This window comes from Trichocoleus sp. FACHB-262 (assembly GCF_014696035.1).
Taxonomy (GTDB): Bacteria; Cyanobacteriota; Cyanobacteriia; order FACHB-46; family FACHB-46; genus Trichocoleus.
In genome coordinates this window covers 172,664-193,899 of the sequence record NZ_JACJPK010000102.1, presented here as the reverse complement: position 1 = coordinate 193,899, position 21,236 = coordinate 172,664, and the positions used below count along the sequence as shown (strand labels likewise).

General features: G+C 50.4%; 19 protein-coding genes. 4 read left to right on the top strand and 15 right to left on the bottom strand.

Annotated elements, in window-relative coordinates; translation table 11 throughout:
- Position 1 precedes the first annotated feature (1 nt).
- The gene (lepB, locus tag H6F68_RS29665) at positions 2-1,465 is read right to left on the bottom strand and encodes a signal peptidase I (RefSeq protein WP_190563307.1); all 1,464 of its coding nucleotides are present in this window, start codon (positions 1,463-1,465) and stop codon (positions 2-4) included.
- 34 nt (positions 1,466-1,499) lie between these two features.
- Entirely contained in the window at positions 1,500-3,944 is a 2,445-nt protein-coding gene (locus H6F68_RS25280; protein WP_190563305.1) for a VIT domain-containing protein, read from the bottom strand.
- A 206-nt stretch (positions 3,945-4,150) separates the two neighbouring features.
- Here H6F68_RS25280 and H6F68_RS28610 point away from each other — a divergent pair, with 206 nt between their 5' ends.
- Entirely contained in the window at positions 4,151-5,203 is a 1,053-nt protein-coding gene (locus H6F68_RS28610) for a hypothetical protein (RefSeq protein WP_199300331.1), read from the top strand.
- A 3-nt stretch (positions 5,204-5,206) separates the two neighbouring features.
- On the opposite strand, the gene H6F68_RS25270 is transcribed toward H6F68_RS28610, so the two are convergent.
- Both H6F68_RS25270 and H6F68_RS25265 read right to left on the bottom strand, forming a co-directional pair.
- Positions 5,207-5,395: a CPXCG motif-containing cysteine-rich protein gene (locus tag H6F68_RS25270; RefSeq protein ID WP_190563303.1), complete on the bottom strand. Its 189-nt coding sequence runs from the start codon at positions 5,393-5,395 to the stop codon at positions 5,207-5,209.
- A 46-nt stretch (positions 5,396-5,441) separates the two neighbouring features.
- Complete coding sequence (locus H6F68_RS25265; protein ID WP_190563301.1) at positions 5,442-7,100, bottom strand: radical SAM protein; 1,659 nt, start codon at positions 7,098-7,100, stop codon at positions 5,442-5,444.
- A gap of 180 nt (positions 7,101-7,280) precedes the next feature.
- Here H6F68_RS25265 and H6F68_RS25260 point away from each other — a divergent pair, with 180 nt between their 5' ends.
- Both H6F68_RS25260 and H6F68_RS25255 read left to right on the top strand, forming a co-directional pair.
- Positions 7,281-7,730, top strand: a complete 450-nt coding sequence (locus H6F68_RS25260) for a thiol-disulfide oxidoreductase DCC family protein (RefSeq protein WP_190563299.1) — start codon at positions 7,281-7,283, stop codon at positions 7,728-7,730.
- A 239-nt stretch (positions 7,731-7,969) separates the two neighbouring features.
- Positions 7,970-8,737 carry a gamma-glutamyl-gamma-aminobutyrate hydrolase family protein gene (locus H6F68_RS25255; protein ID WP_190563297.1) on the top strand — a complete coding sequence of 256 codons (768 nt, stop codon included), beginning with the start codon at positions 7,970-7,972 and terminating at the stop codon, positions 8,735-8,737.
- 53 nt (positions 8,738-8,790) lie between these two features.
- Here the strand turns inward: H6F68_RS25255 and rpsU are convergent, their stop codons facing one another.
- From rpsU to H6F68_RS25215, 8 genes are all read right to left on the bottom strand, one after another.
- Positions 8,791-8,970 (bottom strand): 30S ribosomal protein S21, encoded by a 180-nt coding sequence (rpsU, locus tag H6F68_RS25250; protein WP_190433665.1) that lies wholly within the window; start codon positions 8,968-8,970, stop codon positions 8,791-8,793.
- 104 nt (positions 8,971-9,074) lie between these two features.
- Entirely contained in the window at positions 9,075-9,428 is a 354-nt protein-coding gene (locus H6F68_RS25245; protein ID WP_190563295.1) for an RNA-binding protein, read from the bottom strand.
- Between the two features lie 438 nt (positions 9,429-9,866).
- A complete protein-coding gene (locus tag H6F68_RS25240; RefSeq protein ID WP_190563293.1) occupies positions 9,867-11,405 on the bottom strand; it encodes a glycosyl hydrolase family 57 in 1,539 nt (512 codons plus the stop codon).
- Positions 11,406-11,509: 104 nt separating this feature from the next.
- A complete protein-coding gene (aroF, locus tag H6F68_RS25235) occupies positions 11,510-12,388 on the bottom strand; it encodes a 3-deoxy-7-phosphoheptulonate synthase (RefSeq protein WP_190563291.1) in 879 nt (292 codons plus the stop codon).
- Positions 12,389-12,955: 567 nt separating this feature from the next.
- Positions 12,956-13,792: an Npun_R2479 family HD domain-containing metalloprotein gene (locus H6F68_RS25230; protein WP_190563289.1), complete on the bottom strand. Its 837-nt coding sequence runs from the start codon at positions 13,790-13,792 to the stop codon at positions 12,956-12,958.
- A 120-nt stretch (positions 13,793-13,912) separates the two neighbouring features.
- Positions 13,913-14,623, bottom strand: a complete 711-nt coding sequence (locus H6F68_RS25225; RefSeq protein ID WP_190563288.1) for an SDR family oxidoreductase — start codon at positions 14,621-14,623, stop codon at positions 13,913-13,915.
- A 196-nt stretch (positions 14,624-14,819) separates the two neighbouring features.
- Positions 14,820-15,332, bottom strand: coding sequence for a GNAT family N-acetyltransferase (locus H6F68_RS25220; RefSeq protein ID WP_190563286.1), 513 nt, complete (start codon positions 15,330-15,332; stop codon positions 14,820-14,822).
- Positions 15,333-15,352: 20 nt separating this feature from the next.
- Positions 15,353-16,258 carry an alpha/beta fold hydrolase gene (locus H6F68_RS25215; RefSeq protein WP_190563284.1) on the bottom strand — a complete coding sequence of 302 codons (906 nt, stop codon included), beginning with the start codon at positions 16,256-16,258 and terminating at the stop codon, positions 15,353-15,355.
- Between the two features lie 151 nt (positions 16,259-16,409).
- On the opposite strand from H6F68_RS25215, the gene H6F68_RS28605 reads away from it, so the two are divergent.
- Positions 16,410-18,230, top strand: a complete 1,821-nt coding sequence (locus H6F68_RS28605; protein ID WP_199300329.1) for an S-layer homology domain-containing protein — start codon at positions 16,410-16,412, stop codon at positions 18,228-18,230.
- Positions 18,231-18,368: 138 nt separating this feature from the next.
- Here the strand turns inward: H6F68_RS28605 and H6F68_RS25205 are convergent, their stop codons facing one another.
- The 3 genes from H6F68_RS25205 to crtB all read right to left on the bottom strand — a co-directional run bounded on the left by H6F68_RS25205 (position 18,369) and on the right by crtB (position 21,230).
- Complete coding sequence (locus H6F68_RS25205) at positions 18,369-18,758, bottom strand: hypothetical protein (RefSeq protein ID WP_190555506.1); 390 nt, start codon at positions 18,756-18,758, stop codon at positions 18,369-18,371.
- Positions 18,759-18,850: 92 nt separating this feature from the next.
- Positions 18,851-19,999 carry an EAL domain-containing protein gene (locus tag H6F68_RS25200; protein WP_313930237.1) on the bottom strand — a complete coding sequence of 383 codons (1,149 nt, stop codon included), beginning with the start codon at positions 19,997-19,999 and terminating at the stop codon, positions 18,851-18,853.
- A gap of 304 nt (positions 20,000-20,303) precedes the next feature.
- Positions 20,304-21,230 carry a 15-cis-phytoene synthase CrtB gene (crtB, locus tag H6F68_RS25195; protein WP_190563282.1) on the bottom strand — a complete coding sequence of 309 codons (927 nt, stop codon included), beginning with the start codon at positions 21,228-21,230 and terminating at the stop codon, positions 20,304-20,306.
- Positions 21,231-21,236: the final 6 nt, after the last annotated feature.

Here is a 21,236-nt window from a genome sequence, read left to right as displayed (position 1 = left end):
CTTACTGCTGGTTTAAAGGGCGAATTCTAGGCGGGGGCCAGTAGATTTTGTACGCTCTACCCACAATATTTCTGTCCGGGAGAAATCCCCAAACATGAGAATCAAAACTATCGTTGCGATTATCCCCTAAGACTAGGTAGGCATCGTTAGGTACTACCTCTGGTCCCCATTCGTAAGCAGGAGGCTCAGAAATATAGCTCTCCTGTAAAGGTTGGTCATTGCGATAGACCTTACCATCTTTGACTTGAATTGTTTCCCCCGGCGTACCAATCACTCGTTTGACGAAAAACTTATCTTTCATTGGCCTGTCTGCGGAACTTCTTTGTAGTGGATGGAAAACAACCAGATCGCCATCTTTGGGCACATATCTCAAAGACTTTGAAACAAAGATTCGGTCCTTAATTTGCAGCGTTGGCTCCATTGAACTGCTAGGAATTACAAACCTCTCAATTCGTTGCTGGAGAGAGGCAGGCACTGCTCCCATTAATAAACGAATTGCAACAATACTAGCAATCACTAAAACAATAATCTGTTGTGCTCGGATTGCTGGTTTTTTCGGTACGTGAGCGTAGGCGTGATAACAAGCAAAACCCGTAATCATTGCAGGTAGCCAAACATGAATCTTGAGGCCCACCAAACCACTGGCAGCAACAATCATGGCTACTATCAAGACCATGCCAAGAAGGTTTTGCTGAAGGTAAACCTGCCCCAACCCAGGCAAAAGTTGCGACAAAAAAACAGCCAACCAACTCTCTTTTTGGCTCGCATCCTCCTTGTGAAGTTCTAGAATGCTACCCCCCGTTACCCCACGGTACGCTTCAAACAAATCCACAATGTAGATAAAGACAACTGGCAGAATGCAACTCAAACCGATTAACGTATTGCCCGCAGGGCTGAAAATCGACCAGAAAGCCAACCAAATCAGGGCGATCGCCATCCCCGCGAATAGTAATCCCCTAGTGACCTGACCTACATAGATTTGGCCCAAACCAGGAAACAACAAAGATAAATTCGCCGCGAACCAAGCATCTTTACTCGCGATCGCCCCTACCTCTCCTGGCCCCGCAGACTTTTGCTTCTGACCAGAACCAGCCTGAGTCACAGAATGCGAACTGGCAACAGAGCGAGCCGCAGGAATAGCCGTTGTTGTCCTTGTATCAGACACAGAAGCTTGATCCGCGATCGCAAACTCCTCCATCCAACCCAGTGCAGCCTGATTAACTTGCTTCCCAGAAACCTGAACCTGCTGAATTCCTGTCACACCCAAAGCCAGCAAACCACGATGCACATAGCCCACTGCTGCTGACTGATTAGGCAACCGCTCCGCCACCAATTCCACCTGCAAGCGATCGCCCACCAACTCCACCGCCGCCGTTATCCCCTGCGGCTTCAGAGCCCGATTCATCAACGTAGCGATCGCATCAGGATTCCCTTGTTTAGCTAGTTCCAGCAGATTCTCAGTCACGGCAGATGGCTACAAATGCTCAACTAAATCCACCCTAACGCAACCGTAACGTCACCCGCACCTTACCCGTCACACCTTGCGATGGCTGCCAGCCCTGGAGCGATCGCTTGATCACATTAACCACAACCGCCTCTTTTAGGGTAGAAGTCTTGTCATCCAGCAAAATGCGACCGACTCGACCATTCTGCACCGAGAACTCTAGCACCACGTCTCCGTTAAATCCGGTTGGTAGATTCAGGCGTTGCAGATATTGCGTCAACATAGGCATTTGCGCCGGATCTAAACCCGTGATACTTACCACTTGCAAGCGAGAATTGTTAGGTACAGGAGCGATCGCCTCTGCTTCAGCAGCCACCCTGGTCTTAGCTACTGGAGGACTCGCTGTTGCTGCTTGGTTGTTACTCCCCACTGGTCGTCCCGCTAACCTCCTAGATGGAGCCATCGCAGGCATAGGAACAGCGGCACCTGACCCCATCGCAGCGTCTTGAGCGTTCCCAAAGACACCTTCGTAGCTAACCCCCTCTGGCATTTCCACTGGCACTTGTACCCTCTGGCGAGTGCCATCTGGATTGACTCGCACCTCATCACTGACCGCGACAAACGCTGTATATTGCGAGAGCAAGCGATAAGCCAAGGCTGTATCAGTAACTGCTGCCACGCCAGACGTGGTTTCGCCACCAAACATTTGGTTCATCAAGTCTTTGATCCGGGCACGGCCCCAAAGCTGAGCGATCGCGGGATTGTTATCTCCTTGGTCAAAGTTAACCTGGAGCGTTTTTTCATAGCGTTCTCCACCCGCCGCTACTCCGGTGATTTTCAGAGTGCCACTGGCGCGATCGCTTTTACGTCCAAACAGCACCAGCGGTTGACTGGCAAACAAATCAGGAGCCGCTAAAGGATAAATTTCTGGGGCAGCACCGGAGCCTTGCCAAGTGACTTGAACGTTGGTCAGAACGGGGTTGTTGATTTGGCGGAAGAACTTCTCGGATACTTGCTGAGTTGGCTCATCTTGGCGAATCACCTGGGACGTGCCTTGCCCTACTTCTGCCAAGCGATCGAGCAAGAAGCGATTGACTGAGCTACCTACCCCAAAGCTATAGAGACGATTCCCCGGCTTAAGCTGGCGTTGCACTTCGGCAATTACCTGATTTTCGTTGCCGATATAACCATCGGTGAGCAGCACGACACTGCGTAAACGACCCGATTCCGCCGCTGGGAAATTCATCACCGCTTGAATGCCATTCAACAGTTCGCTGCCGCCGTTGGCCTTGAGTTGGTCCACATAAGCGATCGCCTTAGCTCGATTAGCGGATGTATTTGGCAGTGGTGCAGGAGAGAGTTGGGTGGTCGTATTGGAAAAATCAATAATCGAGAAGGTGTCGTTGGGATTCAACCCATTGATGAAGCGGCGCATCAGTTCTTGCGACTTCGCTAAGGGATCGCCTTCCTGAGAGCCAGAGGTATCCATCAAAAACACCACATCTTTCGGCACAATCTCATTGCTGCGGTACTCCACAGCGGGGATGAGATAGACCGCAAAGTGCCCCCCTTTGGCGTCGGCTTGAGTTAACACCGTAGCTTGCGTCTCTTTACCTGCCACCCGATAACGCAGAATCAAATCTTTGTTGGGGATCTTGTCTTCTGCCACCAATTGCACTTTGGTTGTATTACCTGCTGGCTCCACTCTCAGTTTGTGAGAAGGCGATCGCACCTCCTGCACAGGCACACCTGCATCAATCTCAACCGCAACTCCAATATCATGACCAGAGCGGGTGCCAGGTTTGAGCACCGGAGGCGTAATTCGAGAAGCATCAGGCACCACATCTGTATCGCCGCTATTATCGATCGCGTTGCCAGGGATGTAGCGCGGCCCCACCACCATCGGGAAGACGAATTCGTAATCTCCACCTTCAAACTTGAGGCTATCGCTGTAGCGAATCGTTACCTCAATTTGTTCGCCGGGTCGAATGTTTGCCAAAGACTGGGTAAAAATGTTATCTCGCTCTTGCTCTAATAGCCCTGCGGTGCGGCCTTGCTGCCTCGCTTGCTCATAAATTTTCTGCGCTTCTTCCCGCTTTTTGATGTCTCCTTTAATGACGCGATCGCCAATTTTGATTTCCATGTCATCTACTGCTGCCTCATCGGGCAGGGGAAAAACATAGATGGCTTCTAGGGGATCTTTAAAGGGATTCTCAAAGGTTTGAGTTACCTCAACGCGAGAGATATTGCCCGCTACCTTCGCCTTCACCTCCGTATGTTTGAGCACAAAGGCTTGCTGCTGCCCATCCTTTTGCCCAAACAAACCACCAGGCGCAGGAGGAGATGTCGGCTCAGCAGTGTTATCCATCGAAGTTGGATTCACGATTGTAGGGCGCAGAGGCACTGACCTCGCCGATTGAGCAATAGAAAAGTGGGCAATCGCTCCTATCGTGCCAACCAGGAGCAATGTAGCAGCAGGCAGAGCATAGGCAAATTTCATACTTAAACTCTTAGCAGTAGAAAAGAATCGCTAGACCGAACGCGGTTGACTCTTACCATGACATGCTGAAAGCTACCGATCTCGACCGTTGCAATTTTTGTAACATCGGTCATGGCAAGATCGGAAATTATAGCGATCGCGACTGTAGCTACTTACCAATCAGGCTTTAGTTGCTTTGTTTATTGCTTTGCTGTGGCAAGCTTCCTATGTTTAAACCATCTCTCACAATCAGTGCCTCTATCTGCGCCGCGCTCGGTCTGCTCTCAATAACTCAGCCAGCCTGGTCCCGTCCCAGCGCGAACATTACCGCGATCCAAATTGAACCCATGCAGAGAAATGGTCAGGAGCAGTTAACCCTGATCGTGCCTGATCGCAATCTGTATAACGGTTCCAGTGGTGCTCTGAGCCGCTACAACCTGCACATGGCCAAAATGTTTGAGGTCACGTTTGCCCACTGTGACCAGTTGCGGCCGCATATTCAACAAGTGCGATGGCAATATGTTGGGGACAATGGCGATCTGAACTTGGATCAATTCTCGATCAATTGCGAACTGGCTCAGGAAGTGGTGGATACCTATGGTCTGACCAACTCCGAACCCACGACTATGACTTATCGGGCTACAGGAACTAAGACAGTAGAGTACATCCCCACCTTGAACTTGCGAGGCGATCGCTTAGCCCGCTTCCAAGATACCGTTCAGCAATTTCGGCCTGCTCCCAGTTCTGGGTTTGGGTCAGCGATCGGCGGTGAGAGCGAGCCTGTCTCGATTGCTCCAGCTACTACGCCAACAAACACAACCGTTCCCGTTGCTAGCATTCGTTTCCTGCCAGCCAGCCAAGGAGGGCAAGCTCGTGGCATTTTTATCGTGCCCGATCGCGACACTGCTCGCTCGGCCTATGGTGGCTCTTTGCGTCGCTACGATGTGCATTTAGCCAAAATGTTTGAAGTCGCCAATCTCTACTGCTCCACTAACGATTGGCAGAGTGTGGAGTGGAACTACTTTGCAGGCAATGGCGACCTCAACATGGGCCGCTTCGTCATGGGCTGCAATCTGGTGCGTGATGTGGTCAATGCCTATGGGCAGGGTCGCAAAGAGCGTACCGTAATTCGTTTTGGCTATGGCAATAATGCTGCGCAGGAAACTCACAATTTACCTGTGCTGAATATCACGGGAGATAAAATTCCCAAGTTTATTAACTTTGCCAAGCGCTTCCAGCCTGTCGGGGTGGCTCAGCGAGTTGATGCCGAGCGACGTTAACGCTTAACCTTCATAGTCGCTGTCGATTTCAATTTCTAGCGTGTCTTCATCAATGCGGACATAAAGCACATTGGGGCGGCAGCAAACTTGGCAATCTTCGATGTAGGATTGCTGTCCCCCAGCGCTGAAGTCAACAAAGGTCAAGTTAGGTTCACCACAGAAGGCACAGAAATATTCAGCCGTGTTTTGCATGAGTTCAGGTGCAGCGCAAAGCCCTCATTTTACCTATAGGAGGGTCTTAGGCGGGAACGCTTAACTGTTGCTCTAACGCGGCTTGGTGTTCCCAGTTAAACAGACTGGTGGCCGTTGCCAAATGCTTCAGCAGCGTGTTTTGGGGTAATGGTCCCTTTAAGTGCTGCCAAGGCAATACGAGATCCGGAGTCCAATCAGCATGGACATAAAATTCCAGGTCGGGTAACTGTCCTCGCAGTTCTTTGAAGGCGCGGCGATAGCTGCCCAAAGAGTCTCCGTAGTGGCGGGTGAGTTCTAACAAACGCGAGAGACGGCGATCGCCCCTGGAGATCAAGGCTTGAATCACCGACCAGTTGTAGCTTTCCGGTCGAAAATCAATGCCTTGCGATCGCAACTGTTTTTGCAGAAATTGTAGCCGTTTCTCTGCTTGGCGATTCACGCCAAACCATTGGAACGGAGTATGGGACTTGGGCACAAAGGTACTACAGCCAAAGGTGAGGCGCACACCCGGAGCCGCTTTCTTGAGGCCGCGCAGCATCGTCACGGTTTGCTCTAGGTCATCTGTTTCTTCGCCAGGCACACCCACCATGCCATAGAGCTTCAGGTTGCTTAAGCCTCCTGCCTTTGCATTCACTGCTGCCTGGTTAATTTCGTCGTTGTGCAGCTTTTTATTGATGATTTGCCGCAATCGCTCCGAGCCACTTTCTACCGCGATCGTGATCGAGCGAGTATCGTGCTGAGTGAGAGTTCGCGCTAGTTTCTCGGTGACAGTGTTGGTCCGTACCGAAGCAATGCTCAGCCGTACTTGGTCATGTTGAGGTTGGCTGATGTAATCCAACAAGGAGTCAAATTCTGGATGTTGGGTAACTGAAGCTCCCAATAAACCGAGGCGATCGGTCACGGTCAGACCCTGTTCGATCGCGGGAATCAACGACGTTTCCACATCGGCGGTGCGGAAGGGCAAAGTTAGGTAACTGGCGAGGCAGAAGCGGCACATCTCTGGACAGCTCCGCACCACTTCCACCATATAAATGTTTTCCCAAGCAGCTTTTTCGGTGACAACAGTAGAGGCGGAGAGAGTATTGCCCCGATAGGTTTGCTTTTCGACTTGAGCAGGAATGGTGGAGTCAACGGGTTGAATAGTGGCGATCGCTCCGTCTGGGCTGTGGTAGGTGACTTCGTACAAGCTGGGAATGTAAATTCCAGGGACTTGTGCCAAGTGTCGCAGTTGAGTGGCGCGATCGCTGCCTCGCACTTCTTTGTAGGCGGCAACCAGCGCATTTAGCAGAATCTCGCCATCTCCGAGCAGCACCACATCAAAGAAGTCAGCGAAGGGTTCGGGGTTGGCCGTCAGGACAGGGCCGCCTCCGAAAACGAGCGGGTGAGTGTTGGTGCGATCGCTAGCCCGAATCGGAATATCGAGAGATTCTAGCAAGTTCAAAATATTTACATAGTCCAGTTCCCAAGACACCGAAAAGCCGAGCAGTTCTGGTTGGGAGGGGAGGGGTTCGTGAACATCGGTAAATAAGCGGATGACTTGCAGATCCGAGCGAGCGGCTAAGGTGGCCCAAACGACTTGATAACCCAAGCTGGTGATGCCGACGTTGTACTCGTTAGGGAAGGCAAAGATCGTGGGAATCGCGTCAGGGTTGGGTGTAGCGGGAGTAAAGAGGAGGCGTTCGGCAGCAAAGGGCGAATTAGTCACAGAAGGGCGATCGCTCGGATCTAGGCGAATTGAACAAGGATTAGCTCTCTCACTCTAGTCAATTTTGAGCAAGCGATGACAGGCTGGATTTCCGGACATCCCCGAACTCTTAGGTACAGGTGCCTTCTGCTCTACAGAGGAGAATAATTCACAATAGAAAGGCAACTCTCTAAAAAACTGATGCCCTACACCGTAATCTATGACGGCAAATGCAACCTCTGCGTTACCCTGGTACAACTTCTAGAAAGCTTAGACCAAGGCGATCGCTTTCAGTACATTCCCATGCAAGATCCAGAAACATTGCAGCGCTGGAACGTCACCCCTCAGGACTGCGAACTAGGCATGATCTTAATTGACGCAGAAGCCCCAGAGCGCCGATGGCAGGGAAGTGATGCCGCTGAAGAAATTGGTCAATTATTTCCTCTAGGCAGTGTATTTGTGGCTGCCTATCGTGCCCTCCCTGGGCTGAAATGGAGCGGCGATCGCATCTACGAACAAGTGCGCGACAATCGCTATACCTTGTTTGGGCAGCGCACGGCTGTTTACCATTCTGCTTATCCTGCCTGTGACTCTAATGCCTGCGATCGCTACTTTGCCACTCCAGCCGCGTCAGCTAACAGAGAATCTTGAAGTTTAGAGCGAGATTAAAGCCAAGTCTGACAGTTTGAACACAGTTAGAACTCAGGCAACTAAAGTATCCTAAATTTCGACCCTAAGATTATGTTTGGGATCGTGCCAACTCCTAGAACAAATTAGGGAAATTTAGTAATAGTGAATGATCCCAATGTGGTTGATCATAAAGCGGGCGATCGCATTCTGGTTCTAAGACTGCGCTCTCCTGGTTGTCTTGCTTAGGATGATTGTGCAGCATGTTGTTCCCTCTTCCATCCCCCAACTCAATTACGAAGCCGCCAATTATTGGCATCACGACTTCTTGCAAAAACGAAACAGGCCACTACTCTCTGTTCAGCAATTACATAGATGCGGTCAGACGTGCTGGAGGTGTGCCTGTACTCCTAACTCCTGGTGAAATGCATCAGGCTCGAATCCTTGATTTTGTCGATGGCCTGCTCTTTTCAGGGGGCGGCGATATTGACCCAGCCGAGTATGAGGGTTCATCACACCCCAGCATCTATCGCGTCAATGCTGAGCGAGATGCCTTTGAACTCGGACTTGCTAACCTAGCTCTGAAAACGTCAATTCCAATGTTGGGAATTTGCCGAGGGCTGGAAATTTTTATGGTTGTGAGCGGCGGCCAGTTGGTTCCTCACATTCCTGACGAATTTGGCAATACCGTCATTCACCGAGCCGATCAGTCTCACTGTGCCAAGCACCCTGTGCAACTTGTGCCCAGAACGCGACTTGCAACTTTGCTCCATCGAGAAACAGAAATTAATGTAGTGTCTTGGCACCACCAAGCCGCCCGAAGCGCACCTCCCGGTTGGCGCGTTGCCGCTCAAGCCCCGGATGGTGTGATTGAAGCGCTAGAACATCAGCATCATCCTTGGGCGATCGCGGTGCAGTGGCATCCAGAACTTGCCCCAGAAGATTCTGGGCAACAAAGGATTTTTAAGGCATTTGTCCAAGCGGCAAGCCAACCACAGGTCCTAGCTCTGCCTCAGCCCGCCTCAAACTAAAAGCGAAGAGTGCCAACTGACAACTCTTCGCTTTAGCTTTAGCTAGCCCTAGTTTAGTGAAAGCGATGTTTGCGACGTCTGGCTAACGCTTTACGCTTCTCCTTGTCCTGAGGAGTTTCAAAGAAGCGTTGACGCTTCACATCAGCGAGAATTCCAGCTTTAGAAACTTGACGCTTGAAGCGACGTAGCGCTGACTCAATTCCTTCGTTTTCGCCCAGAACAATTTGGGTCATTCTGTATATCCCTCAGGTTGCCTCTGAATCGTGATGAGTATTGTTTACCAGGATTACCGCAAATTCAATCCACTCAAGCCAGTGCTTCAGTTTCTAGGAAATGATTAATACCGGGAGTAGCCTCTGCCGCCACCGCCGCCACCGCCGCCACCGCCGCCGCCCCAGCTATTGCGATCGTCACGACCTCTACCACCACCACCGCTACCGCTGCGCTCTTCGCGAGGCTTAGCTTTGTTGACTCTTAGATCGCGACCCATCCACTCAGCTCCATCCAGAGCCTCGATTGCTGCGGTTTCTTCTGCTTCTGTGGACATTTCAACAAAGCCAAAACCACGGGGGCGACCCGTTTCCCGGTCTAGAGGGAGTTGAACTCGCTTAACAGTGCCGTACTCTGCAAAAACGGCATTTAAATCGTCTTGCGTGACATCGTAAGACAGATTACCAACGTAAATGGACATGAAACTCTCCAGAATCAAAGAAATTGCAGAGATTTAAATTCGGAGAGATGCCTGTCGAAATGAGAAAACAAACCCTACAACCGAATAAAACTCTTCGAGTACAGCTTACCATACCATTGTTTGATTTAACAGGACTTTGAGCCGCTCAAATGTCTCTGCATTAGTCCAATAATTTTGTTGCAATTAATACAAAAAAATGCAGTCCTACGGAAATTTTGATCGGTTAGTGAATTCAGTCTCAAAGTAAGATTGAAGTTGATATTTTTCTAGACTAATCACTAATTTCAACTAATTTTTTCTGAGGGAAATTACCTTGATGGAGTGCTAAACACCTAGCCTTGCAACTTTTTATCCGTCGAGAAAGAAACTTTGGGTAAGGAATGCTAGAGCGATCGCCACGACAAACTTCTATCGAATCAGCCGCAACTAAGCAACTCTCTAGAAATGACTGGAGATACTCTCTTTCCCCCGACTGTAGAGCGTACGGGCATAGTCAGTCCACATCCCTTGACCCCAGTAGTTAAAACAACTGGTTTGGATTAACAGGTTGTAAAGGAGGGCTTGGCGATAACGGGACTGCTGAGTTAAAGCAGAACTTAACGTATTAGTGTGGGGGGTAGCCTCACCATTGCTTAATTGAGCTTGCAAGAGTGGATCAAGGGTTTGGTGAAACAACGCACTGAGTTTCTGCATGGAAGCCAAAACAGGGTCGTTGCCTTGACTCCAGCGCAGAGCATGAACTGAAGAAACTCCCTCTACCTGAAAACTAGGATCTTCTCGCTTGAGTTCGGTAATGGCCCGCGCGATCGCTTTGGGAGTATCTGCTTCGGAAACTCGCTGCCAAATTCGGTGCTGTCCCTTGGCTTGACAAACCGGATAATCCTCTGGGGTACAACCTGCTGCCTCTACGAGTTCTAGATATTCAGTGCCCGTTAAGCCAACGACGCCGAAGTGGCCTTGAGCTTGGGCACTCATGTCATACCAGGCATTTCGGAAAGTGCTAGGAAAGTCATTCATCATAATGCCGCTATTTTCACCATCACCAATTTGCGCTACCAATGGCGGGATAGTGACCTGGCCAACGAGTTGCGGGCCGAGAGTTCTAGCTTTCTGGTAGGGCTGCATTTGACCGACTAGCTGATTGTTAGCACCCTGGGTTTTAATCAGCGCCGTCATGCTAACAGTTTCTCCCTCAGCGTTGCGGGCCACCAATCGATGCGGGAGATGGGGCTGCGATAGCGGTTGGCCTGTGGTGGTTTCTACTGTGTCTGCTTGCAAAAGAAGCCAACGATACCCCGCTTCCTTTAAGGCTTTTATGAGTTCAAATAGGGTGTCGGGATGATTGGGAAGGTGCATTTCTGGCAAGGAAAATCCTTTCACTCGTGCTAAAGCATCCCAGCCAAAGATGGCCGCAAAGTGATGTTGCCAAGCTTGAATGTGCAGCTTCAGGTCAGGAATCGGAGTGGTCGAGGCGATCGCGTGACCCCAGAAGGTACCTAGCCACTCGACATACGGGTGGTAAGTGCGATCGCAAGTGATGCGCTTGAGGTTGTCTAGAATGTCTCCCCGACCCATCTGGCGCAGTCCCCACAAAAGAGTGCCAGAGTAATCCAGCATGATGCGGGGGTTGCAACCTTGACCTACCAGATCAATCATGAAGTCGGCAATGCGGCTGTAGCAGTAGGCGAAGGGGCCAGCATTGTGGTTATCTCCTTCGTAGGGATGCTCAAACATATACTGCAAATTGCTGATGAGCTCTCCACCTGGACCTGCCGGAATCATGGGCTGGTGCATGTGGAGGGCGATCGCAAAAGCAGCGGAGACATCCTGAAGGCGAATATTGGTAGTGGGTAGAAAAATGGGGCGATCGTGCTGCACCACCGATTGCACTTCTGCCTCCCAGCCAGAAATATTGGGCAATCCATCAATCAGTTCTGGAAGCAGCGGCAGACTAGCTGCTTGACTGAGGGCAGGCATAAAGCTGAGGTCTCATTTCAGGGAATAAAGGCATATTCCTCTATATGCTGATCATGAGGCAAGCCTTTGAAGTAAGTGTTTGGAATCTGTTTATTAGTTGTTTGTTACTTGATGCCCACCATTCCCGCTAAAACCGGAACTAGAGGACGGGTATTCGTTTCTGCAATGCCTCGCCCAACCGCAGTCGCGATCGGCTTCAAGCTAGCGACTAGTTCCGCCATCTCTTCTAAAGAAAGGGCTTGGCGAGCATCCGAGACAGATTGCTCTGGTTCGGGGTGGCACTCAATGATCAAGCCATCGGCACCACAGGCGATCGCGGCTCTCGCTAGATCTGCTACTAATTCTCGCTTTCCAGCGGCATGACTCGGATCAACAATGATCGGCAGATGGGTGATTTGCCTGAGGGCAGCAACCGCACCCAAGTCGAGGACGTTGCGGGTGTAGGTGTCGAAACTGCGAATTCCCCGCTCACACAGCACTACATTAGGGTTGCCGTGAGCCAGGATGTATTCCGCTGCCAGAACGAATTCTTCAATCGTGGCGGAGAGACCCCGCTTCAGCAAAATCGGTTTCCCTGCTTGGCCTAGTGCTTTGAGCAAGTCGTAGTTCTGCATGTTGCGGCTACCAATTTGCAGCATGTCAGCCTGAGCAGCAATTTCCTCAATCTGAGAAATCGCCATCACTTCAGTCACTACAGGCAAGTGGTAGCGCTGCCGCACCGTGGCTAAAATCTCCAAGCCTTCCAAACCCATGCCTTGGAAAGCGTAGGGAGAGGTACGAGGCTTGTAAACTCCACCCCGCAAGGCTTGGATCGGGGCTGTGAGTAAGCGGCTAGCCACAGCTTCCATTTGGGCTAAGTTTTCTACAGTGCAAGGGCCACCGACAATCAGCAGATCTTTACCCCCAACGGTCACGTGATCAGACAGTTGAATCACGCTTTTGTGGTTGGCGTGGGCTTTGCTAGCGAGTTTGGCGTTTAACATGATGGGTCTCCAAGAGAGTGAGGAAGTGAGAGATAACAAAAAACCCGGAACTTTGTGAGAGTTCCGGGTCGTGCAGTGAACAGCATGGCGACTTTACCCAGAACTCCTGGTCCAAAAGTAAAAGCTATAAAACCAGCTTCCCCAAAAAGAAAGACGCAGGTAGGAAATACACTGCGTCTTGAGGGAATCACCAAAGCTGATGGCACACAGACTAGCTGCGGCCACTTGAGAAATTGCTTTAGTGTGGAGAGTCGTCACGAGCTTGAGTCCTGCCTATATGTTTGGAATGAAATCTGTCCTTAAAAAGCAAAAGACCGCAGAGCCTGTTGTCTGCGGTCCACCTGGAGAATCAGCAAAAGCTGGATTCACTCCAAGTGAACCTCCATAAACCAAAAATAAAAGTAGCTGCTGCGAAGAGATAGCATCTGCGAAAAAATCTTTTGCGAGTTTTTAAGCCTTATGCACTGACGCTAACAGAGAAAAACCAGCATCGTCAACCCCCACCTTGACTAATTCTTGAGGGGATTGATGGGAAGAAGGCGATCGCGCTTTTTCTAAACTCCTTCCTTAAATTACCGCTGGGCCATGTTCTACCACAAAAACATTGGCGTAAAGATTGGCGATAATTTGTTGGCCTTGTTGAGTTAATTGCAGATAAGTAAGGGCGTTTTCTACGTAGCGGTAAACCACATTCCAGAAGAACTTTGGGTAGCCTTGCCGTAGGTCACCGGGATGGTGATAACCCAAGTGTTTGTTGGTGCCGTTTTCTTCAAATTCGTAAAACAGCGCATTGATTTTTTGCAAATAACGAACATCACTCAGTTGACCAATTAAATCTGCGGCTCTGAGCAAACCGGGGTAGTTAATTGTGTCTTGATGGTCGCTGTCGTTTGGCACCGGAAAACGGGTAAGTTCGATATTGCGCTTAATTTCTTCGGCGTCAATTAGTGGGTGTCCACCAAACCGCTCCTCAATAAATAGCTTGCCACGATCGATGTGGTAAGGCGTGAGACTGGCATCAGTGGCTCCGGGTGGTAGAGAAATCATTGTGTCGCCCATACCCGTGGCGTATAAACCTGGGCGATCGCGACGGCAAACCCCTTTGATATAGCCAATGTCGTGACAGAGCAGGGAAATCATGCAGTGCAGCCAATCATCACAGGAGACCCCTCCATCGCGGATATGCTTACCCCGTAAGATTTCCTGCCCTACCAACGTGACGAGAATCGTGTGCTCCACGTTGTGGTAAAGCGCATCACTGTTGGCAATATTCTCTAGCGCCATGCTCCCTACCCAGGTAATGATCTCCTGGTATTCGGATTTCCAGCCGCCATAGGTACGTTGGTAGGCACTTCTGAGTTGTTCTAAAAAGTTTTCGATTAAAAGCTCTGTGGCATTAAACATGCTAGATTGCTGTCTCCCAAACCCGCGATCGCCTTAGTGTCATTAAGCAGCCATGTTCTAAGTTTGCCCCAGTGATCATGGGTGAGCACAGAAATAGCTAAATCTCATCTATAAGATGCTTTACCAGGGAATGGGTTGGCGATCGCGAAAGAAACCTCCGGTGGGGCCACCATCCGGTAGAGTGGCTAACCAGGCGATCGTGTCTGCTCCTTGCTCTGGCGTACGAGGGGCATCAGGGCCACCCATATCTGTTCTTACCCAACCGGGACACACCGAGTTCACTAAGATATTGCTCCCTTGCAACTCATTCGCCAGAATGCGAGTTAAAGCATTGAGAGCCGTTTTCGACATTCGATAACTGGGATAGCCGCTGTTCATCTCGCTTAATTGCCCCGCTCCAGAAGAGACATTCACCACTCGGCCATATCCCCGGATTTGCATCAGCGGAATGAGTGCCTGGGAGAGCAGAATCGGGCCATAAAGATTGGTCTGTAGGGTTTGTGTCAGTGTCTCGATTTGAAGATTGAAGAGACTGCCATTGTCAAAATCAAGGCCGATGCCAGCATTATTGACCAGAATTTCTAAATGGCCAAATTGGTCACGAACAAACTGGGCGAGTTGTTGCACACTGGCCGCATCAGTCACATCTAAGGGATGATATCCAACCTCCAACCCCTCAGACTGCAACTGCTGAACGACAGGCTGTCCCTTCGCCTGATCACGACTCGTGAGAATGATATAAACGCCTTGCTTAGCTAATTGCCGCGACGTTTCCAAACCCAAACCTCGATTTGCACCCGTCACCACAGCAATTTTGCGATCGCTAGCCATCGTTCCCTCCTGTTGCAACCGTCACCACTCGCCCCTCATTACACAATCAAAAGCGATCGCCCGCATCCCATCACAGAGAGAAGTTCGCAAAAACCTGACCAACTTTTGGAGGGAGTCTGAGGGACGCAACCGTCCTTCAGCGGGGGTTTGGGGGCAAGCGCCCCCAAAGGTTCGGTTCCAACTAGCTTGAACAACGCTAAGAGTTAGTAGGCCGATAAATGGCATAAAGTTGAATCGGCTTGTCCGATAAGATCACATCTTTTTCATACGTTAAACCCACCCGCAACGCTACCTGCTGCGAAGCCAAATTGTGAGGATCGATCAGAGAAATTAAGCGATCGCAACCCGCCGTATTAAAGCCATAATTCCGAATTGCTGCTGCTGCCTCCGTTGCCAATCCCTGCCCCCAATAAGCGTGGGCAAGCAAATAGCCAATCTCAACTTCTCCTTGTCCTTCAATGGTTTGAGGAATCAGCCCACAACGTCCCATCAATCGGCGATCGCCCTTATGGATCACCGCCCACAGCCCAAAACCATAATCCTGATAGTTTTGGATGATGCGCTCAATGTGTTGCTGTGTAGTCTTGTAAGAGCGCGGCCCGCCCAAAAAGGTCATGACAGCAGGGTCAGCATACATCGCCGCGAGGTCATCCACGTCATCCTGAGTGAATTGTCGCAAAAGCAGGCGTGGCGTTTCAAAGACCGTCATGAGTTTTCTAGAGCATGAGTTTACAAAGCCGTTTCAGCGAGCCAGTCCAAAATTAGAGCATTCACCACTTCTGGTCGCTCATCATGTGGGCAGTGGCCTGTGTCAGGAATGGCGACAAAACGCACCGGAGGCACATCTTTCCCAGATTCGCGATCGCTCAGCTTCCGGTAAACCTCTGCTCCTCTGATCGGAGTCCAAGGGTCACGTTCTCCCCACAGCACCAGCAAAGGGCACTGAACTTGGGGCAGCAATTCTGTGGGAGTGGGGCCAGGAGGAGCCGTGAGAATAGACGCGAAGACCTGTTGGGCACCTTCGTCGCATGATGGGGCATAAAGCAAGTCTACGAGTTCATCTGTCACCGCTTCGGCATTGCGATAAACCTGACGCAACGTGTTCCGAATGCGATGTTTTTTGCGAACTCGGTTAAACAAAAACGGACCCAATTGGGGAGAACTGACCAGTTTGGTAAAAGTGGCCATAATCAAGCGCAAGGGCAGCACCAGTTCATCGGGGCGATGATTTAGCCCTCCCGCACAATTGAGCAGCACGCCTCCAGCAGCAATTTCGGGATGATTAGCCAGTACCATCAAGCTCAGTAAGCCACCAATGGAGTTACCCACAAAAACAGCAGGTTGCTGAATTTGCTCTCTCCAAAAGTCCTTGAGCAGCGCTTGCCAAAGTTCTAAGTTGTATTCAATATCTGGCTTGGCCGAGCCACCAAACCCCAGTAGATCCAAGGCAAACACTCGGTAGCCACCCGCTGCCAAAACTGGAATATTGTTGCGCCAATGGCCAATGGAGGCTCCGAAACCATGAATCAGCACCAGTGGGCGTCCAGTGCCCATGACGGTGTACTGGATCGGGTAGCCGCGCCAAGTCCAAGTCAGTTTTTCAAAAATATTGGTCTTTGTTAACTGCTGGGTCATTCCCACTATCTTCTTAAGATTTGTAAATAGTCTTCGTTCATCATATATTTTTTGGCCTACGCTCAGCCATAAAGACCTCTAAGGCATCAATCAGGGAACATATACCAATTAAAAACCGTCCCTTTAACCGTTTACGTGAGTGTGAGGATCTATGAATCAAGGCATTTTGGCCTCTTTGGGCAAGCTGTTTTTGGCTGCCACGATTTTGTCGATGACTGCTTTTGCTCCAGCAAATGCTGTAACTTCGGAAGCTGAGGCTACGAATTCACCTGTTACTAGCCAACAGCTTTCTACAGAGCAGTCTGGCGAGTTGCTCATCAGTCAGTCAGACGATGACGACGACGATAGTGATGATGGTGACGATGACAGCGACGATGATGGTGGAGACGACGATAGCGACGACGATGATGGCGATGACGATGGTGGCGAGGAAGTCGAACTATCTGAAGGCGCTTCCAGAACTATCCTCCAACAAATCTCTACCAGCCAGAAGATATCACTTGCTAGCCTGCGAATCGCTAGAGCAGAGAGAGTAGAGTGGTCCGATGGTTGTTTGGGTCTGGGGGGTGCTGGTGTTGGTTGCACCCAGGCGATCGTTCCAGGCTACCGGGTTTTTGTAGAAGGTGATAACAAAACTTGGGTCTTCCGCACCAATGCCACTGGCTCTCAAGTTGTGTATGACGAGGCTGCAACTCGGACCGTTGCTAGTCAGACTACTAGTTCCACTCAAACTACTGAAACTCGTCAAACCACCACAACTACACAATCTAGCAGCAGCCAAGTTAGATTTACTCAAGCGATCGCCACCTCTGTATATCAAGCGATCACGGCTCGTAGCCAAGTCCAAGCGACTCAACTGCGGGTGGTTTCTGTCCAACAAGAGACTTGGTCTGATAGCTGCTTAGGTGTTCCTGGCACTGCATCTACCTGCACTCCTGGTGATGTTCCTGGTTTCCGAGTCGTTGTAGCCAGCTCCGAGGAAGTTTGGGTATATCGTACCAACGCGACTGGCTCAGTATTGGCATTTGACCAAGCTGCCACCCAAACTCTAATGGCTCGCCTAACCAGCCAAACTACTACTGGCCAAGGTACTACTTCTGCTGGCCAGCAAACCGGTGGTCAGCAAACCACAACCAGCACTACTCAAGGTAGCTTTACGGATGTTTCCCGTAGCTACTGGGCCTATGAATTCATCGCTCGCTTGGCTCAACAGAATATTGTTGAGGGTTTCCCCGACAATACCTTCCGTCCTAGCGAAGCAGTTACTAAGGCTCAATTTGCCGCAGTGTTGCGCAAAGCCTTTGACCAAAGAGCCGTTCGCGAAGCCATTGAGTTTCGTGATGTCTCGACTAGTTATTGGGGTTACACCGCTGTTCGCGAAGCTTACTCGATGGGCTTCTTTGGTGCTGATAGCGATCGCCTCTTCAACCCCACCGCTCGTCTGACTCGTCTGGATGTGTTGGTAGCCTTAGCCAGAGGCTTAAACTACACCTCCGTCAGCAGCACCAGCACTGTTGCAACCTTGCTGCAAGGTTATGGGGATGCAGCTACTATTCCTGCTGATGTCCGGACGCTAATCGCGGCCCTGACCGAGCGGGGAATCGTGATCAACTACCCCAACACCAATCGCTTAGAGCTCAACCGCGTAGCGACTCGTGCAGAAGTTTGTGCGTTCTTGTACCAAGCTTTGGTTAGCACAGGTAAAGCTCAAAGCTTCTCTTCTCCCTATGTGATTCAGCAGGGCACCACCCAAACTGAAACTCAAACCGAGCAAGAGACTGAAACTGAGCAAGAGACCGAAACTGAGCAAGAAACTCAGACTCAAGAGCAAGACGACGAGAAAGAGGGCAAGCAAAACTGTAACCAAGGCATTGGTAATGGTGCCGAGGGTTGCGATCCAGGCAACTCTAGCCCCCGTGGTGGCAGCAATGACGAAGGTGGCCGCACCCCTGGTCAGGCTCCCTCTCGCTAAATAAGTTCTGGCTAAGAACTGCCGATTGAAAGAATGAAGCTAGTAGGGGCACCTCTTGTAGGTGCCCTTTCCTTTTCGAGGGCAAAAAAAATTACCCCTACCGATCGCCCTGGTTTTGAGGCTTTCTAGTAGCTGATTTCAACCAATGGGTACCTCTAGCCACTCTTGCAGGTGCGATCGTAGTTGTTGGCAAAATTCTGGACGGCGGTCAAACCATTCGGTGCGGAGCGGTTTGCGCTCGGCATCTAAGGTCCAGCCATAGTCGCTGCTGAGACGTAATTTGTCTTGCCAGTCTGCCACCGATACAATCAACTGATTCGCAGGACTGTTGTCGTAGTCATGCACTCTAAACACATAGTTAAACGTATTTTGTTTCGCTGCGGCAACGGTCGAAGGCTGACCAAACTTTTCCTGAAGGCGCGATCGCATTTGCTCAATGAGTCCTGGATCGGGGATATCTTCGAGAGTGCGAACCGCTAAGGTGAGAGCGAAATAAAAATCTTCAACAGGCACAAATTCGAGTTGCATGAATCGTCGCAGGGCTTGGACTCCATCTACTATGCAAGCTGGAGGGGCCTTAATGCAACCTCGGAGGGCCATCTAGAGCTGCCAGTTACCAATTAGCTAATGGCATGGGTAAGGCGGGGTTGGCGGCTGTTAAATGCGGCTAGCTTGGCAGCAAATAGAGGCGCGATCGCAGGTCGGCGATTGACCAGAGGACAAAAACTAGAAATATCCAATCTCTGCTGTTGCAGTGTCACTTCGGGTTTAGCTAGCCCAAAACCTTGACCAAAATCAACGCCTAGATCCCGACAAAAAGCAATATCTTCAGCCGTTTCCAAACCCTCGGCTACGACTAAAATGCCCATTTCGTGGGCTGAGTAAAGAAGACTCTTGAGCAGAATTTGCTGGACTGGATGGCGGCTGCAACCTTGCACGAGCTGACGATCTAGCTTGATCACATCCGGGTGGAGAGCCATGAAATAATGATCGATTGCAACTTGCCCCCCTAAGTCATCAATGGCGACTCCAAATCCGTAGTCCCGAATTTGATGAATTAAGCGTGAGAGGTCTGGATGTTGAATCAGCGCTTCTACTTCGGTTAACTCGAAAACAATCTGCTGCGGTTGCAACCCTAGAGCCAAGACTTGTTGCAAATTGCGCTCTAGAGATTTAGGCCCTTGCAAAATGGCATTGGGTAGCACGTTGATAAAAAAGGTTTGCCCATTGCTTATCTGCGCGATCGCATTGATGCAAGTTTCACGAGCCAGCTCATCAAATTCATGGGTGCAATGAGTCGAGAGGGCCGCATCTAAAATCTGTTTGCCATTGAAGTATTGGCCTTGGCCCTGCACCGCCCGCGCCAAACATTCGTAAGCCAGCACCTCACCGGAAGCCAAGTTATAAATGGGCTGATATTTAAAGACAAAAGCGCGATCGGCCAAGGCTTGAAAAAACCATTGATGCTTGATCGGCACCGTAACACTGCTCAGCGGTTGAGCGTGCAGAAATTCAATCAATAATGCTTTGGACTGGAGGGGCGATCGCGTCAAAATAAAGCGAGAATCGGCTTGTCCAGCTTCCGAGAGCCTCTGGCTGATTTGGCAAAAAACTCCTCGGAGTTGGCTTTCATCGAGCACCAAGCAGAGCAGTTGTGGAACATCAGGAATCGGTTGCAAGCCTAGCTCACAGAAGAAGGCATGCGCTTCTGTGTCACTCGGTTGAACCACCAGGTGGAGCACTTCGGTTAGTAGGCTGGTATCACGCACTACTCGGATCTTCCCTTGCGTTACGCACTATCCTTGTATGAGGCAACAATCGTCCTTTAACGTAAGCGAATCAATTGCTTTTGAAGAGTGTTAAAAAACACAATTAACAAACAATAAAGACGCTTTTTGAGGAAAACGGCAGAAATCGCCAACGTCACTACTTCAGGAAAGCTCTAGCCTGCCGTTGCTAGTTCTGCCTCTCGCACAGACATCCCCATCATAGCCAGAATCACGAGCCTGTAAACCGTGAAAACAAAAGTAGATCACAACTGTAGTGTGATCTAAAGCACAGAAAAAGAATAATTTAGAGCGCCTTAGAGCGTAACCAAGCAACTGGCAGGCACATTAGTTTCCGAGGGCCTTTGACGTAAGCCCGCTGCTGAAACACATCGTACTGGTTACTTTCGATCGCGTTGAGAATTTGGCTATAGAGTCCTGTGGCTGCCCAAACTGGCCAGCGAGCATCAGGACTGAGCCGACTAATGCCTCTTTCTGCTTGGGCATAAAACTTGCGGGCCCGCTGGATCTGGAAGCGCATCAATCCTCGCCAACGCTCATCTACGACCCCATTAAATAGATCTTGCTCGGTGTAGTTGAATAAGGCTAAGTCTTCTAAAGGCAAATAGATTCTGCCGCGCCGTGCATCTTCACCCACATCACGCAGAATATTGGTGAGCTGGTTTGCTACCCCTAGGGCGATCGCTTCTTCAATCGGTCCTTGAGGCGTGCTGCGGTCCCAGGGAGCGGTGCGATAGGTGGTGTCTACACCCATCACCGCTGTAGACATCAGCCCCACGGTACCTGCGACCCGATAGCAATAGAGATTTAGCTCTTCAAACGTCTCATAGCGGCTGCGATACAAATCCATCTGCTGTCCCGCGATCATGTCGCGGAAGGGCTGAATATCCTGGGGAAACCGCTCTAAGGTATCCACTAAGGCGACATCTGGATCTTCCAGCGGATGTCCAGCGAAAACCGACTCTAATTGCTGCTCCCAGCGATCGAGCGTTTCCGGTGTTGTCTGTGCTGCCTGCGGTCCATCGACTAACTCATCAGTGCGACGGCACCAAACATAGATCGCCCAGATTGCACGACGCTTTGCCTCTGGCATCAAGAGTGTGCCGAGGTAAAAGGTTTTAGAATACTTTGCCGTAATTTGGCGGCAAAATTCGTAGGACTCCTCTAAAGAGGCCAGAGTTCTCACACGAGGGGAATCAGGCAGTTGCAGCATGTCCTT

Excerpts from the sequence above, each read along its gene's own strand:
- crtB (WP_190563282.1), bottom strand. The coding sequence starts at position 21,230 with ATGCTGCAACTGCCTGATTCCCCTCGTGTGAGAACTCTGGCCTCTTTA.
- H6F68_RS25230 (WP_190563289.1), bottom strand. The coding sequence starts at position 13,792 with ATGTTTAATGCCACAGAGCTTTTAATCGAAAACTTTTTAGAACAACTC.
- H6F68_RS28610 (WP_199300331.1), top strand. The coding sequence starts at position 4,151 with ATGTTTAAACCATCTCTCACAATCAGTGCCTCTATCTGCGCCGCGCTC.
- H6F68_RS25220 (WP_190563286.1), bottom strand. The coding sequence starts at position 15,332 with ATGACGGTCTTTGAAACGCCACGCCTGCTTTTGCGACAATTCACTCAG.
- aroF (WP_190563291.1), bottom strand. The coding sequence starts at position 12,388 with ATGTTAAACGCCAAACTCGCTAGCAAAGCCCACGCCAACCACAAAAGC.
- H6F68_RS25280 (WP_190563305.1), bottom strand. The coding sequence starts at position 3,944 with ATGAAATTTGCCTATGCTCTGCCTGCTGCTACATTGCTCCTGGTTGGC.
- H6F68_RS25240 (WP_190563293.1), bottom strand. The coding sequence starts at position 11,405 with ATGCCTGCCCTCAGTCAAGCAGCTAGTCTGCCGCTGCTTCCAGAACTG.
- H6F68_RS28605 (WP_199300329.1), top strand. The coding sequence starts at position 16,410 with ATGAATCAAGGCATTTTGGCCTCTTTGGGCAAGCTGTTTTTGGCTGCC.
- H6F68_RS25255 (WP_190563297.1), top strand. The coding sequence starts at position 7,970 with ATGTTGTTCCCTCTTCCATCCCCCAACTCAATTACGAAGCCGCCAATT.
- H6F68_RS25215 (WP_190563284.1), bottom strand. The coding sequence starts at position 16,258 with ATGACCCAGCAGTTAACAAAGACCAATATTTTTGAAAAACTGACTTGG.
- H6F68_RS25225 (WP_190563288.1), bottom strand. The coding sequence starts at position 14,623 with ATGGCTAGCGATCGCAAAATTGCTGTGGTGACGGGTGCAAATCGAGGT.
- H6F68_RS25270 (WP_190563303.1), bottom strand. The coding sequence starts at position 5,395 with ATGCAAAACACGGCTGAATATTTCTGTGCCTTCTGTGGTGAACCTAAC.
- H6F68_RS25245 (WP_190563295.1), bottom strand. The coding sequence starts at position 9,428 with ATGTCCATTTACGTTGGTAATCTGTCTTACGATGTCACGCAAGACGAT.
- H6F68_RS25260 (WP_190563299.1), top strand. The coding sequence starts at position 7,281 with ATGCCCTACACCGTAATCTATGACGGCAAATGCAACCTCTGCGTTACC.
- H6F68_RS25205 (WP_190555506.1), bottom strand. The coding sequence starts at position 18,758 with ATGCAACTCGAATTTGTGCCTGTTGAAGATTTTTATTTCGCTCTCACC.
- rpsU (WP_190433665.1), bottom strand. The coding sequence starts at position 8,970 with ATGACCCAAATTGTTCTGGGCGAAAACGAAGGAATTGAGTCAGCGCTA.